General features: G+C 65.7%; 11 protein-coding genes. 4 read left to right on the top strand and 7 right to left on the bottom strand.

What is annotated here, in order from left to right:
- Positions 1-10 precede the first annotated feature (10 nt).
- Positions 11-367 carry an arsenate reductase family protein gene (locus IG178_RS14970; RefSeq protein WP_193213375.1) on the bottom strand — a complete coding sequence of 119 codons (357 nt, stop codon included), beginning with the start codon at positions 365-367 and terminating at the stop codon, positions 11-13.
- A gap of 51 nt (positions 368-418) precedes the next feature.
- Here IG178_RS14970 and IG178_RS14965 point away from each other — a divergent pair, with 51 nt between their 5' ends.
- Entirely contained in the window at positions 419-877 is a 459-nt protein-coding gene (locus IG178_RS14965; RefSeq protein WP_193213374.1) for a transcription elongation factor GreAB, read from the top strand.
- A 4-nt stretch (positions 878-881) separates the two neighbouring features.
- Here IG178_RS14965 and IG178_RS14960 read toward each other — a convergent pair whose 3' ends face one another.
- The 6 genes from IG178_RS14960 to IG178_RS14935 all read right to left on the bottom strand — a co-directional run bounded on the left by IG178_RS14960 (position 882) and on the right by IG178_RS14935 (position 11,324).
- On the bottom strand, positions 882-2,168 hold the full coding sequence (locus IG178_RS14960) for a Gfo/Idh/MocA family protein (RefSeq protein ID WP_193213373.1): 1,287 nt from the start codon (positions 2,166-2,168) through the stop codon (positions 882-884).
- Between the two features lie 51 nt (positions 2,169-2,219).
- A complete protein-coding gene (locus tag IG178_RS14955) occupies positions 2,220-2,885 on the bottom strand; it encodes a hypothetical protein (protein ID WP_193213372.1) in 666 nt (221 codons plus the stop codon).
- 7 nt (positions 2,886-2,892) lie between these two features.
- Positions 2,893-6,378: a hypothetical protein gene (locus tag IG178_RS14950; protein WP_193213371.1), complete on the bottom strand. Its 3,486-nt coding sequence runs from the start codon at positions 6,376-6,378 to the stop codon at positions 2,893-2,895.
- A gap of 92 nt (positions 6,379-6,470) precedes the next feature.
- Positions 6,471-7,838 carry an asparagine--tRNA ligase gene (asnS, locus tag IG178_RS14945; protein WP_193213370.1) on the bottom strand — a complete coding sequence of 456 codons (1,368 nt, stop codon included), beginning with the start codon at positions 7,836-7,838 and terminating at the stop codon, positions 6,471-6,473.
- A 48-nt stretch (positions 7,839-7,886) separates the two neighbouring features.
- The gene (locus tag IG178_RS14940) at positions 7,887-10,958 is read right to left on the bottom strand and encodes a hypothetical protein (RefSeq protein ID WP_193213369.1); all 3,072 of its coding nucleotides are present in this window, start codon (positions 10,956-10,958) and stop codon (positions 7,887-7,889) included.
- Between the two features lie 48 nt (positions 10,959-11,006).
- The gene (locus tag IG178_RS14935) at positions 11,007-11,324 is read right to left on the bottom strand and encodes a winged helix-turn-helix transcriptional regulator (RefSeq protein WP_343225985.1); all 318 of its coding nucleotides are present in this window, start codon (positions 11,322-11,324) and stop codon (positions 11,007-11,009) included.
- A 114-nt stretch (positions 11,325-11,438) separates the two neighbouring features.
- Here IG178_RS14935 and IG178_RS14930 point away from each other — a divergent pair, with 114 nt between their 5' ends.
- The 3 genes from IG178_RS14930 (at position 11,439) to mutM (ending at position 13,599) form a co-directional block, all read left to right on the top strand.
- The gene (locus IG178_RS14930) at positions 11,439-12,026 is read left to right on the top strand and encodes a DinB family protein (RefSeq protein WP_193213367.1); all 588 of its coding nucleotides are present in this window, start codon (positions 11,439-11,441) and stop codon (positions 12,024-12,026) included.
- 69 nt (positions 12,027-12,095) lie between these two features.
- Complete coding sequence (trhA, locus tag IG178_RS14925) at positions 12,096-12,755, top strand: PAQR family membrane homeostasis protein TrhA (RefSeq protein WP_193213366.1); 660 nt, start codon at positions 12,096-12,098, stop codon at positions 12,753-12,755.
- A gap of 25 nt (positions 12,756-12,780) precedes the next feature.
- Positions 12,781-13,599 carry a bifunctional DNA-formamidopyrimidine glycosylase/DNA-(apurinic or apyrimidinic site) lyase gene (gene mutM, locus IG178_RS14920; protein WP_193213365.1) on the top strand — a complete coding sequence of 273 codons (819 nt, stop codon included), beginning with the start codon at positions 12,781-12,783 and terminating at the stop codon, positions 13,597-13,599.
- Positions 13,600-13,606: the final 7 nt, after the last annotated feature.

The following is a 13,606-nucleotide window of genomic DNA, read 5'->3' as shown; positions in this document are numbered from 1 at the left end:
TACCCGGCACTCAGGGCGAGAGCGCTTTCCGCCACTCGTCTTCCTTGAACCCCACCAGGGTCACCCCGTCGCCGCTCACAAATGGCCGCTTCACCAGGTTCCCGTTGCCGTTCAACAGCGAGATCGCTTCCTCCGGCGTCATCCCGCCGAGCTTGTCCTTGAGCCCCAGCTCGCGGTAGTCGCCTCCCGAGACGTTGAACAGCGGCCGCAGCTCGCCCCCGGACGCGGCCAGCGCGCGCTTCAGTTCCGCCACCGTCGGCGGGGTTTCCCGGATCGCCTTCACCTCGTGTTCGATCCCTTCCGCCGCGAGCCATTTCAGCGCCTTGCGGCAGGTATCGCAGCCCTTGTATGCATACACGGAAATCATGCCCCGATCTTGCCTCCCCCGCCCCATCGCGCAAGGCTGCGGGCCCGCCCGATGAAAGACCGACTGCTTGCAGCCATCCGCTCTGAACTCCGTGCACGCTTCGACCGCCTGACCAAGGCCGCCCGCGAGGCCCACGCCGCCGCAACGGATCCCGGCAGCAAGGCGGAAAGCAAGTACGACACCCGCAGTCTCGAGGCATCCTACCTGGCCGCCGGGCAGGCCAAGCAAGTCGAGGACCTCGCCCGCGACATCGAGATCTTCGAAAGTGCGACCTTGCCGGAAATCGGCATCGAGGACGCCATCGACGCCGGGGCCCTCGTCGAGGTGGATCTCAACGACGAGCCCCAGTGGTTCCTGCTTGCCCCGGCGGCCGGCGGCGTGACGCTTGATCACGAGGGACGCGAGATCACCCTCCTGACCCCGGCCAGTGCCCTCTACCAGAAGCTGCTCGGCCTTCACACCGGCGACAGCCTCGACGACCCGCCGCTGTTCGTGAGCGAGGTGCTGTAGCCGATCACACGTATTTCCCCGCGCCCGCCACCGGACACGGGTACATGCCATCGGCGCCGGCCTTCGGTCCGGGATCGGCATTCCAGGAGAGTTCCGACGGCATCGTGGCGAGGTCCGAGTTCAACGCCTGTTCCCAGCTCACTTCATTGCCGCTGTAGGCGGCCATGCGCCCGAGGATCGAGGTCAGCGTGCTCTCGGCGGTGCGGACCGCGTCGTTGATCGCCTTGTCCTGGCGGATGTGGTCGTAAAGCACGTCGTGCTCCGTCTGGTAGGGATTGTTGTCGTTGCCGCGGAAGCGCCAGACGATCTTCCCCGAGCGATCCTTGATCATGCCGGGAGTGGCGGTTCCGAAGGTGCCCTCGATGGTTTCGCTGACCTTCGTCCAGCCGCCGTCCCAATGGCGGCACTGCGAGTTCATCACGCTGCCGTCGGGGTAGGTGTATTCGACGAAGAAGTGGTCGAAGATCTCGCCGAAGTTGGGGCCGACCCGCTTGGTCCGGCCGCCCATGCCAACCGCCTTCACCGGCAAGGCACCCTTGAACCAGTTGCCGACGTCCAGGTTGTGGACGTGCTGTTCCGTGATGTGGTCGCCGCAGATCCAGTTGAAGTAGTACCAATTCCGCATCTGGTATTCCATCTCGGTCATGCCCGGCTGGCGGTCGCGCACCCAGACGCCGCCGCTGACCCAGTAGACCTGCGACGAGACGAAATCGCCGATGACCCCTTCCCGCACCTGCTCCAGGGTCTCCAGGTAGCTGTTCTGGTAGCGGCGCTGCAGGCCGCAGACCACCTTGAGGTTCTTCTGATCGGCGACCTTGGCGGCCTCGATCACCTTGCGGATGCCGGGACCGTCGACGGCCACCGGCTTCTCCATGAAGACGTGCTTGCCCTGCTGCACCGCATACTCGAAGTGGGCGGGCCGGAAGCCCGGCGGGGTGCAAAGCAGCACCACATCGGCGGAGTCGATGGCGTGCTTGTAGGCGTCGAAGCCCGAAAAGCGGCGCTCCTGCGGGACATCGACGCGGTCGCCGAATTGATCCTTCAGCGCCTTGTGGGCCGCCTCGACATTGTCAGGAAAGGCGTCGGCCATCGCGACCAGCTTGGTTCCCGCGACCTGGAGCGATTGCGAGGCCGCCCCGCTGCCCCGCCCGCCGCAACCGACGAGTGCAATCCTGATCTCCGACTTCCCTTCCACCTGTGCATGCACGATCGAAGGCAAGGTGGAGGCGGCGGCGAGGGTTCCGGCTTTCAGGAAGGCACGGCGGTCGGAAAGAGACGATTTCGGGTTCATGACAAACCCCTTTACGCGGCAATCCTGCGCTCCTTGCAGTCCAAGCTGCGCTCAGGTCGCCGGCTTCTCCGGGGCGACGAATTCATCGACCGCCCGGAAGTCGAGCCGCTTGGTCTTCGGGTTGACGAAGAAGAAGACATAGGAGCGGATCTGGGCATCCACCGGCCAGCGCGTGGTGCTCAGCGCACGGTCGCCTTCCTTCTCGCGCACCCCGAAGCCGACGTCGTAGTAGCCTTCGGGTTTCGCCCCGGCGGGCCGCAAGGTTGTTCCCTTCGCCGGCCCGAGCACGAACTTCGCGGTGCCGACATAGCCGAGCACCGGCCGGTCGGCGTGGTTGTAGAAATAGACGTCGCCCGGTTTGAACTTCGGATCGTTGGCGGAAATCACCACCGGCTTGTAGCCCGACTTCTCCGCCGGGATCAGCAGGACGACGAAGGACTTCCCGTCCTCCGGAAGTTGCACGCTGGCCAGGGTGACGCCCTTCGACTCCGACCGGACCGTGAAGGCGCGGGCAGGTGCCGGCACCGGAACCGACAGGTGGCTCACCGGCAGGTCGAAGGCGACCGACGTCGCCTTCTCCGCCGCAATCATCACCTGGCCGAGTTCGGCCGGGACGCGCTCGGCGAGGAAACGGACATTCACCTTCCCTCCGGATGGCTGCTGGCCCCGGGCAAGGCCGGCGACGGAGAGAAACACTAGGACAAGGATTCGCAACATGGGTGGATCAGATTTCGTCGGGGTGCATCCAGCGGAACGAGACGACCTGATAGCGGCGGCCGAAGGTCTCGTTGACGGGCTTGCTGAGACCGGCAATCGCCGTCTCCGGATTGTCCGCGGGATCGATGAAGTTCTTGTCGCGCTCGACCGTCGCCTCGCACCAGGCGCGGGCGACAACCTTGCCTTCGCGGTCCACCGACTCGCCATAGGCGCGCACGATGAAGCTGTCGGAGCGGACGGAAAGCACCGGCGCGATCGGCGTCAGGATGTCGGCCTGCTTGACGACGCCCGGGCTGCCGAAGCCGGCCGGACCTTCCTCGGCCTCCGGGAAGGCGAAGCGCCCTGCGGTGCCACCCGCGACCGCACGACCACTCGAACGGAACGCGGCGTTGATCGAGACATCGTCGGAATCGAGGGCGGACTGGATGGCACCGGAGCGGGCCAACTCATCGTCGCTGCCGAGCCGCCGGTTGACAAAGTCCGCCAACGAGAGGAAGGGACCGCGTCGCCGGACTTCCTTCACGATCTCCCGCGCGAGTTCGTCGATCTCTTCTTCCGAAAGCGTGCGACGCCCGACCCACTGGCTGGACTCCTTCACGTCGAGATTGCCATCGGCATCGATCACCGCGTTCCGCGGCCCGTGGAGGTTGGCAACCGGCACCTCGCCGTTGCCTTGCTCGAGGGACTCCGCCCCGGTTTCGTCGCGCACGACCACCGGCCGGTCGTTGAGACCGCCGAGCATGGCCTTCCAGGCTTCGACCGAGGTCGAGTTCACGTTGAAGAGGCCGTCGACCCGGATCAGGCTGGCGATGGTGGAGATGCCCTTGTCGTTCGGGGTCGAGCCCGAGAAGAAGCTGGAAAAGATCGAGTCCACTTCGACCCCCGCGGTGTCGGGCAGGTAGCGGACCACCGGCAACTGGCCGCTTCCATCGAGGAACTCCTCGCCGACCTGACGCTGGGCGCGCCGCTTGCCGAAGGTGGTGGCGAGCTGCGGCGCGATGCCGGAGAAAAACCACTCGTCCCACAAGCCCTGGTTCGCGAGGTAGGAGTGGTCGGCCATCGGGCGGCCGCCGGGAAGCGAACCCTCGGTCTGGTTTTTCTCCATCATGGAGGGCGCCATCGAGTTGCCGATCGCATGGGAAATCTGCGGCAGCAGCGGTTCGCGGCCGTTGAGGGTGGCGTAGCCGTAGGTCGGCCTTTGCACCTCGAAGCCGTTGGCACACGAGTGCTGGAACGCCGCGATCGAAACGATCGGCTCGCGCGGGATCGAATGGGTCGACACGAAGCTGTTGCCGAATTCCGCGTTCATCCCGCCGCCGAAGTAGGCGTTGCCATTGGTGCTGACCTCAAGGCTGCGGTTCTTCCAGCTGACGAGCGGCTCGACGGAGAATTCGTAGGGGAGCATGTCGCGCTCGGTTTCCGAGAGGTCGTAGAAGTCGACATGCAGGGCCCGCGGGTTGAAACGGGACAGGTAGCGGGTGCCGAGGTCGGATCCCATCTCGGTCTTCGCGTTGTACGAAACCATCATGAATGGCGCCTTGCGGCCGCCGAGTTCGGCCACGGTGAGCGGCCGCGTGTCCTGGCTGACGATCGGCTTGAAGACCTGGGGATTCCGATCGGCATAAAGACGCTCGCCGCGCGACTTGGTGCCCGGCTGGGTTTCTCCGCGGACCTCGCCGGCCCGCAGGCGGCGGTTGCCGAAGTCCCAGTCGATGTACATCCCGCCGTAGCCGAGGCTGTTGGACCCGCGGTCCTCCCCGACGTAGCACTCGTGGTGGGTGAGCGAGAAATGACGGGTATGGGCGTCCGCACCGGTGACCGAATTGCCGCTGCCGTTCTTTTTCCCGGCGGTCAGGTTGTTGGCCCGGACCTCGTAGGTGATCGTCGAGGTCGGACGCAGGTCGACGTAGCCGCCGGAGGTGTCGCGCACCGGCAGTGAAACCCCGCCGCCGTAGTTGAAGCCGGCCCTCCCCGCCAGCTTGTGTTCTCCCGGATTGCCGACAAAGGCCGTGCCGCTCTGCGACACCTTGATGACTTCACCCGGCTTGAACACCAGCTGCTGCAGGGCTCCGGCCTGGAGACTGAGGTAGTTGCCGTCACCGTTGGAGCCCGAGAAGGCCCCCGACAAGGACGCCGCGAGCGGGTACTTGCGCACGCCGCCGCCATCGATGCCGAGGTAGAGGTCATACGGGATCTGCCAGTACTTGATTGAAAAGAACGTCGAGCGCGGCACCACCACCGGCACGTCGAGCGGGTTCCAGAAGGTCACCACCGGATCGGCGACCACGTGCAGCCGGGGCCTGCCGGACACCACCCGGGTCTCGAACGACAGCACCATCTGGTAGCTGATGATGACCGGTTGCTTGAAAAAGAAATTATCGTCGTTGCGGCACGCCGCGGCCGAGGCCTCGAGCTGGAGGAACGGCGTGTTGGAACCGATCCGCCCGCCGGTCGTGTAGGACGCGCCGCCGCGGCTCTGCAGCTCCTTGTAGAGCTGATAGTAGCCCCGCAGTTCCTGGAAATTGATCCCCGTCTCGCGGTTGACGGTGTAAAGCGCCATGCTGCGGGCGCTCGACACGGGTCGTTCCAGCTGCATCGACAGGTCCTTGCGGAATCCTCCTTCGCGGACGTTGGTCAGCAATCCCGTCGACGAAGCCGCGAGGTCGTGGAACAAGCCACGGGGCGCATCCGGCTCGCTCGCCAGGAAGCCCGACTGTTTCCATCCGGTCACGGCCATCAGCCGCGGTTCCGCCGTGTCCAGGTCGGCAAACGGCTGTCCGTTGTCGCTTTGGGCGAACTCGATGGCATTTCGTGGTGCCGATTGGAGGCCGGCGCGGACCGCGGCCAGCGAATCGTCTTCCGGCACCGTCGGCGTGGCGATGGCCGCCTTGACCCCTTGGTCGCCGGTCCACCACGCAAGCCGCGCCGGTTCGCCCCCGGGCTGCTCGATCTCGATGACCGGAACTTTCACCGCGCCGTCCGCGAGATCCCCGACGGTCCCGGCGCCAACCAGCTCGATCTCCTCGCCGGTGCTCGTCTTGGCCGTGGAGATTCCCGAAAGGTCCGTGGTTTCACCCGAAACCAGCCAGGTCCGGAAATCCGGCGACGGCCGCGACTCCGCCGTGCTCGCCCAAGCGTCGTAGACGCCGGTCCAGTGCTTGCGACCCTCCGCTGCCGAGGAATCCCCGCCATCCGCGCCGCTCGACAGCTGGTCCGCGGTCACGGTGATCCGTTGGTCCGGGCCGGTCTGCTTCTGGAGCTGTGCGATCGCCAGCGACAAGGCCAGCCGGGCATTCGCCCGCGCTTCCGCCAGCTCCGACTGCCGGCCGGAAATCGAGAGGGACTTGCTGGCCAGCGACAAAAGCCCGACGCCGAGCATCACCAGCAGGACCATCAGCGACAGCGTGATCACGAGGGCAAATCCGTGACGCCGACGCCACTTCGACATCAGCTGCGGGGTTTTCGCCGGAAAACGGCCAATCGGGTTTTTCATTCGGACAACTTGGGTTTCCAAATGTAAATACAACACCCGAAAGCTGTCCTACAACTCCCTTTTCGGGGTAGGAGCAAAAAAGATGCCTGGTGTCAGAATTCGCAGTGCCCCGGCGTCCGTGCGAAGGGGATCACGTCCCGGATATTCTGCATTCCGGTGACAAACATCAGCATCCGCTCAAAGCCCATCCCGAAGCCGGCATGCGGGACGCTGCCGTATTTCCGGGTGTCGATGTACCAGCTGTAGTCTTCGGTCGACAGGCCGTGCCGCTCCATGTTGGCCAACAGCACGTCGAGCCGTTCCTCGCGCTGGCTGCCGCCAACGATCTCCCCGATCCCCGGCACCAGCAGGTCCATCGCGGTCACCGTCTTGTCGTCGTCATTGAGCCGCATGTAGAACGGTTTGATCTCCTTCGGGTAGTTGAAGACCGTGGTCGGTTTCTTGAAATGCTCCTCGGTCAGCCAGCGCTCGTGCTCGCTCTGCAGGTTCAATCCATACTCGACCGGATACTCGAAGCCCTTGCCGGACTTCTTCAGGATCTCCACCGCCTCGGTGTACGAGACCCGCTCAAAAGGATTGTTGGCGACAAACTCAAGGCGCTCGCGCAGGCCCTTGTCGACGAACTTGGCGAAAATCTCGAGATCGCCGTCCTGGCCCTCGAGGGCCTCGCGGACAAGGAACTTCACCATCGCCTCGGCCAGGTCCATGTCGCCCTGCAGGTCGCAGAAGGCCATCTCCGGCTCGATCATCCAGAACTCCGCCGCGTGGCGGGTGGTGTTCGAGTTCTCGGCCCGGAAAGTCGGCCCGAAGGTGTAGATGTTGCCGAGCGCACAGGCGAAGGTTTCGCCCTCGAGCTGCCCGGAAACCGTCAGGTGGGTCGCCTTCTCGAAAAAGTCACGATCGAAGGACTGCGGCTTGCCCGAGGTCGGATCGAGCGTCGTCACCCGGAACATCTCCCCCGCGCCCTCGCAGTCGCTGGCGGTGATGATCGGGGTGTGGACGTGATAGAAATCACGCTCCGCGAAGAAGCGGTGCACGGCCTGGCTCATCCGGCTGCGCAGCCGGAACATCGCACCGTAGAGATTCGTCCGCGGCCGCAGGTGGGCGATGCTGCGCAGGAATTCCGGCGAGTGCCCCTTCTTCTGCAGCGGAAAGTCCTCGGGCGCCTCGCCGAGCAAGCGGATCGAGCTCGCCTGGATCTCCCACGCCTGGTTGCCACCCTGGGAAGCGACCAGTTTCCCCTCCACGGCGACCGAGGCCCCGGTGCTCATCTTCTGGAGTTTCTCCGTACCCGGAATCCCGGCGTCCGCGATGATCTGGAGATTGCCGAGGCAGGACCCGTCGTTGATTTCAAGGAACGAGAAGGCCTTCGAATCCCGGCGTGTCCTCACCCAGCCGGCGGCGTGGACGAGGTCGGCGGGAGCGGTCGAACGAAGCAGGTCACGGACGAGGGTACGCATGGGCGACTTCTAGCAGCCGGAGGAATGGCTGCAAGCGGTCCATGTGGCTCAGGGCAACTCCACGGCGATCCTTCCGAAAAGCCGCGGCGTGACGGAAAGGTCGACTGACTCCTCGATCACCACCCGCTCCCAAAAGTCGTCGATCCCCGTCACAATCTCCAGACCTGTCATCGGGCCGAAGGATTCCGCGGCAAGGCTCGGCGAAATCATCGGCTGATAGATCAATCCGCTGTCACTCCGCCGAAGATACTCCAATCGAAACAGCGGTCCATCTTCCCCTTCGACCAGCGCGAAGCACGGGAGTCCCGCCAGGCCGGCGCCGGGGACGAGCACCCTCACATCGGGGCCCGTCGCGCTCAGGTTGAAGGCGTATTTGAGGAGATTCGCGATCCCGTCGTCGAACGGAACGCTCGAGGGGAGTGCCGACTCTCCCGTCAGATTCGCGGCGGTGGCCCAGCGTTCATATTTCTCGGCAGGCGAGAAGACTTCGCCGTCGGAATAGAGACTCACGACATTGGAATAAGGGCGCCCGGCGACCATGCGACAACGACTTTCATCGAAGCCGAACGAGTGGCTGCTGCCCCGCGTCGCAACCACTCCCAGAACACCGGCAGCGGCGGATATTTCCCCGCCCACGATCCCTCCCCCGGGAGGGAGCAGCATCACCGACCCGGCATCGGACAGCTCGCCGTGATTCCACTTCGGGCTGGAGAAGAGATACGCGCCGTCCGCCGTGGCGAGATCCGGCCCTTCGCCGACGCGGTCATTGGCCACCGTGCCGACCAAAGAATTCGCGGCGGAAACGATGCCGCTCACACCTGCGGCAGCGCTCCCGCGGGTGACCGCCCCGGCATTGGTGGCCGGCCCATTGTCCCACAGGTAGCTGCGGACCACGTAGTCACCGCTCGGCAAGACCACGAGACCGCCGTAGCCGATCTGATCGCTGGCGGAGCTGCCGACCAGTGAATTGGCCGCGGAAATCACTCCCGTCGTTCCGCCCTCGCCATCTCCCCAAGTGACGGCCCCGGCATCGGCGGCGGCCCCGTTGTCCCAGTACCACGACGGCACCACGTAGTGCCCATTCGGCAGAGCGATCACGCCAGGATATCCGGCATTGTCACCGGCAGTCGCGCCCGTCAGCGAGTTCGCCGCGGTGACGGTGCCGGAAGTCCCGCTGACCCCGTTGCCCCACGTGACCGCTCCCACAGAGGCTCCCGATGGATTCTTCCAAGTGCCGCTCTGGACGACGTAGTGGCCGTTCGCGAGCGGCGTCACCCCGCCGACGCCGACCCGGTCGCCCGCCGTGCCGCCCATCAGCGAATTCGCAAGCGAGATGGCCCCCGCCCGGCCGGTCGCCCCGGGACACCAGGTCACCGCGCCGGCCGTGGTGAGCGCCCCGTTGCGGGCATAGAAGCTGGTGACCACGTAGTTGCCATTCGTGAGCACGACCGCACCGTCCAGGCCGACCTGGTCGCCGGCCTGCGCCCCCACCAGGGAATTGGCGGCGGAAATCGTGCCGGTCCGGCCGCTCGTGCCGTCGCACCAGGTGGCGGCACCCGCCTGGCCGAGCGAGCCGACCTGGGCGTAGGGACTGCACACGACATAGTGGCCGTTTGGCAAGGCGACCACACCGCCGGAGCCGATGTTGTTCGACGACCCGGTGCCGACCAGCGAGTTCGACGTGGAGACGACACCCGTGCGACCCGTGCTGCCATCGCACCAGGTCACCGCGCCCGCGTTGACCGCCGCGCCATTATGCCAATAGGTACTGGCGACCACGTAGTTGCCGTTCGCCAGCGGCGTCACCGCACCCTCTTTGTAGGCGACCAACGCATTGGCGGCATTGCCGACCAAGGCATTCGCGGATGACACAGCGCCGCTGCGGCCGAGCGCACCGTCGCACCACATCGCCGCGCCGGCATTCACCGCGCCACCGTTGTCCCAACCCGGCAGCGCGAGCACGAAGTTCCCGTTCGCCAATTCGGTCACCTCGACCCACGACAAGAAATCCTCCGCCGTCATTCCGACCACGGAGTTCGCGGCAGAAATCACTCCCGAGCGGCCGGTCGTGCCGTCGCCCCAAGTCACCGCCCCCGCATCGGCAGCACCGCTGTTGTCCCAAAAGGGCGACCACACCACATAGCTGCCATTTCCAAGCAAGGTAACGCCGCCGCGGTAGTCATCGTCGAAACCGACCTGATCGCCCGCACTTCCCCCGACCAGAGAGATCGACGGCCCGACGATCCCCACCGTGCCGCCGTTGCCACTTCCCCAAGTCACCGCACCCGCATCCGCGAGTGCGCCATGGTCCCACTGCGGGCTCCGGACGACGTAGTTGCCGTTCTTCAACGACTCCACCCGGTAGCGGCCGATCTGGTCATTGAGGGTGCTTCCAACCAGCGAATTCGCGGCGGAGACTTCGCCGGTCACGCCGGAATCTCCGCTGCCCCAAGTGACCGCCCCCACCCTGTCGGCGCTGCCATTTCCCCAGTTGTGGCTGCTGACGACATAGTTGCCGTTGGCGAGAACCGTGATCCCGCCCATCGAAGTTCCCGCAGAGCCGACCTGGTCATTGGCCTTGCTGCCGACCAGCGAGTTCGCCACGGAAACGACCCCGGACAGACCTGTGCTGCCGCTGACCCATGTCACCGCTCCGGCATCGTGTTTGCCAGACCCCGCGGACCAGTCCGGGCTGCGGATCACAAAGTTTCCCGAGCCGACCAAAAAGATCCCGCCCGAGCCAACCGCGTCCGAATTCGTCGTCCCGGTAAGGCTGCTGATCCGGTTGCCATTGGGATCGTATAGATAGACCGCGCCGACATTGGACGCGCCACCGGGGAGATCGTAGCCGGGATCCGTCACCACGAAATTCCCGTTCGGCAAGACGGTCACCGCCGTCCCGAAAGCCCCGCTGCCCGCGGGGCCGGCGAGATCCACCTGGGCACCGCGTGACGGCGAAAGCAGCGCGAAAACCGCCAACGTGACGACCGTGATCTGGAGATTCCCCCCACGTAACCCTCCACTGATTTCCAAAAACGAAAACGCCCTCGAATCCCGGAGCGTCCTCACCCGGCCGTCGGGAGCGGTCGAACAAAGCAGGTCACGGACGAGGGTACGCATGGGCAACTTCTAGCAAGGTCGCCGGCCCCCGCAAGCCGCAGGACGGCATCAGGCATCCCCCGGCTTCATCAAAACCCGCGTCCCCGGCTCCCACGCCAAGCCCCAGTCGCGGACCGACTCCAACACCGGACGCAGGGCCCGGCCCTTGTCGGTCAGCCGGTAGCCGAACCGCTTCGCGCCATCCGCAAGCGGCACCTGTTCGGCGATCCCGTTCGTCACCAGCCGCTCGAGGCGATCGCTGAGAATGTTTGTCGGGATGCCTTCCGGGGACGCCACGAAATCCTTGAAACGGGAGCGCCCGAGCATCAGGTCGCGCACCACCAGCAAGGTCCAGCGATCCCCCAGGATGTCGAGGGAACACGACACCGGGCAGGGCGAGCGACGGTCGGCGGGCTTCACCCCGCAAGACTGCCCCTCCCATCACTTGCATTCCACAAGTATTTTGCTTTCATTTTGCAAGCGATGATTCATGGTTCCGCCATGGATCGGCCCTCCGAACCCCAACTCGCCGCGCCGGGTGCCGGCCTGCCGCTGCCGGAACTTTACGCCGCGAGACTCCTGTTCCGCCTCCAGCGATGGGCAGGGAGCCGGGAAAGGTTCAATGACCGCTTTGCCCGCGAGCGCGAGAGGATCCGCGGCCTCGTGACCTCCTGCGAGGACTCCCGGTTGGCCGCACGGGTGCTGATCCCGCGACCGATCGGCTTGGAAGACAGCAGCCGCTACTGGTCGGTCTGGATGACCCTGGATCACCTGCGGATCATCCACCAGGCGTTCGCCCGCGTCATCACGGCGCTCGGCCAGGGAACCAAGCCACCCGGCCAGGCCAGCACGGCGGCGGTGAAACCCAGCCCCGGGGCAGATGCCAGCGCGGTCGCCGACTATGAGGCCTCCTGCGATGCCCTGCTGCAAGCAGTCGCCTCGGTGGCTGAACTCAAGACGAAGACGACCTTCCGCCATCCGTGGTTCGGCGAACTTGATGCCTACGGCTGGCACGGCATCGCGGCGCTGCACCTCGGCATCCACCGGGTGCAGATCGAACGGATCCTCGCCGGCTTGCATCGAAGCTGAAATTGCATCCGGCGCACCGCACCCACTTGTGTCATTGCGCCGGCCCGCCGGAGCGGCGAAACTCCCGGCATGGACGCACCCGTTGCAAAACCGCGCTCACCGCTCTGCGAAAGCCACGCGGAAGAGATGGCCAGCATGGCGACCCACGCCGTGGGCACCGCCCTGGCCATCGCCGCGCTGGTCATGATGGTGGTCCTCGCCGGGGGCGACGCCTTCCGGGTCGTTTCCGCCAGCGTGTTCGGCGGTTCGCTGGTGATGCTCTACCTTTCCTCGACGCTCTACCACGCGACCTCCTGCCCGAGGCGCAAGCCGATGATGCAGGCCTTCGATCACGCCTGCATCTACCTGCTGATCGCCGGTTCCTACACCCCGCTGTCGCTGGTCGCCCTGCGCGGTCCTTGGGGCTGGTCGCTGTTCGGCGCGGTGTGGTCGTTGGCCCTCGGCGGCGTGCTGCTGAAGACCCTCTGCCGCGGCAAACGCGACACCTGGTGGTCGACCGCCCTCTACATCGTGATGGGATGGCTGGCCGTGTTCGCTTTCGGCCCCATGCTCCGCGCGCTGTCGCCGGCCGGCGTCGCCTGGATGGTGGCGGGCGGCCTTTGCTACACGCTGGGGGTGATCTTCTTCGCTTGGCGGTCGCTGCGTTTCAACCACGCGATCTGGCACCTGTTCGTGCTGGCCGGCAGCGCCTGCCATGTCGTCGCGACCGCGGTCTACATCCTTCCTTGAGCGGGCCGGCCACCGTTGATTCGCCATGCCCGAACTGCCGGAAGTCGAAACCACCCGCCGCGGGATCGAACCTCATCTGCTTGGCAGGCAGGTCCGCGAGGTGATCGTCCGGCACCGCGGCCTCAGACTACCGGTCCCGGAGTCGCTGGAGTCCATCACCGGTGACCGCTTCACCCGCATCGACCGGCGCTCGAAGTACCTCATCATGGCGCTGGAACGAAACGGCCACCTGCTGGTTCACCTCGGGATGTCCGGGAGCCTCCGCATCGCCGAGCCATCCGCCGCATTCAAGAAGCACGACCACATCGCCCTGGCCCTCGACAGCGGCAAGCAGCTCCGTTTTCACGACCCGCGGCGCTTCGGGATCTTCCTGCATTTGCCGGAGGGCGATCCCTTGCAGCACCCCTTGCTCCGCGACCTGGGGCCCGAACCCTTGGGCGAGGGCTTCACCCCCGCCCATCTCGCCACCGGATGCGCGGGCCGCAAGGCGGCCATCAAGAGCGTCATCATGGACGCCAAGCTGGTCGTCGGGGTCGGCAACATCTACGCCAGCGAGGCGCTGTTCCGCGCCGGCATCCGCCCGTCGATGCCCGCCTGCCGGATTTCAAAACCCCGTCTCGCCAAGCTCGTGGACGCCATTCGCCGCGTGCTCACCGAATCCATCGAGCAAGGTGGCACGACCCTGCGCGACTTCACCAACTCCGACGGCGAGCCCGGCTACTTCCGCCAGCGCTTGTTCGTCTACGATCGCAAGGGCGAACCGTGCCGCATCTGCGGCAGCCCCATCCGCCACGCGGTGATGGGCCAGCGGTCCACCTACTGGTGCCCGAAGTGCCAGAAGTAACCGCCCG

Source organism: Neoluteolibacter marinus (genome assembly GCF_014904755.1).
GTDB lineage: Bacteria > Verrucomicrobiota > Verrucomicrobiia > Verrucomicrobiales > Akkermansiaceae > Haloferula > Haloferula marina.
Note: the sequence above shows the minus strand (reverse complement) of the source record. Positions and strands in the feature narration are given on the sequence as shown.

What these genes read in the sequence shown, in the direction of transcription:
- IG178_RS14965 (WP_193213374.1), top strand. Translation starts at nt 419, where the DNA reads ATGAAAGACCGACTGCTTGCAGCCATCCGCTCTGAACTCCGTGCACGC.
- IG178_RS14930 (WP_193213367.1), top strand. Translation starts at nt 11,439, where the DNA reads ATGGATCGGCCCTCCGAACCCCAACTCGCCGCGCCGGGTGCCGGCCTG.
- asnS (WP_193213370.1), bottom strand. Translation starts at nt 7,838, where the DNA reads ATGCGTACCCTCGTCCGTGACCTGCTTCGTTCGACCGCTCCCGCCGAC.
- IG178_RS14955 (WP_193213372.1), bottom strand. Translation starts at nt 2,885, where the DNA reads ATGTTGCGAATCCTTGTCCTAGTGTTTCTCTCCGTCGCCGGCCTTGCC.
- IG178_RS14960 (WP_193213373.1), bottom strand. Translation starts at nt 2,168, where the DNA reads ATGAACCCGAAATCGTCTCTTTCCGACCGCCGTGCCTTCCTGAAAGCC.
- trhA (WP_193213366.1), top strand. Translation starts at nt 12,096, where the DNA reads ATGGACGCACCCGTTGCAAAACCGCGCTCACCGCTCTGCGAAAGCCAC.
- IG178_RS14950 (WP_193213371.1), bottom strand. Translation starts at nt 6,378, where the DNA reads ATGAAAAACCCGATTGGCCGTTTTCCGGCGAAAACCCCGCAGCTGATG.
- IG178_RS14970 (WP_193213375.1), bottom strand. Translation starts at nt 367, where the DNA reads ATGATTTCCGTGTATGCATACAAGGGCTGCGATACCTGCCGCAAGGCG.
- mutM (WP_193213365.1), top strand. Translation starts at nt 12,781, where the DNA reads ATGCCCGAACTGCCGGAAGTCGAAACCACCCGCCGCGGGATCGAACCT.
- IG178_RS14940 (WP_193213369.1), bottom strand. Translation starts at nt 10,958, where the DNA reads ATGCGTACCCTCGTCCGTGACCTGCTTTGTTCGACCGCTCCCGACGGC.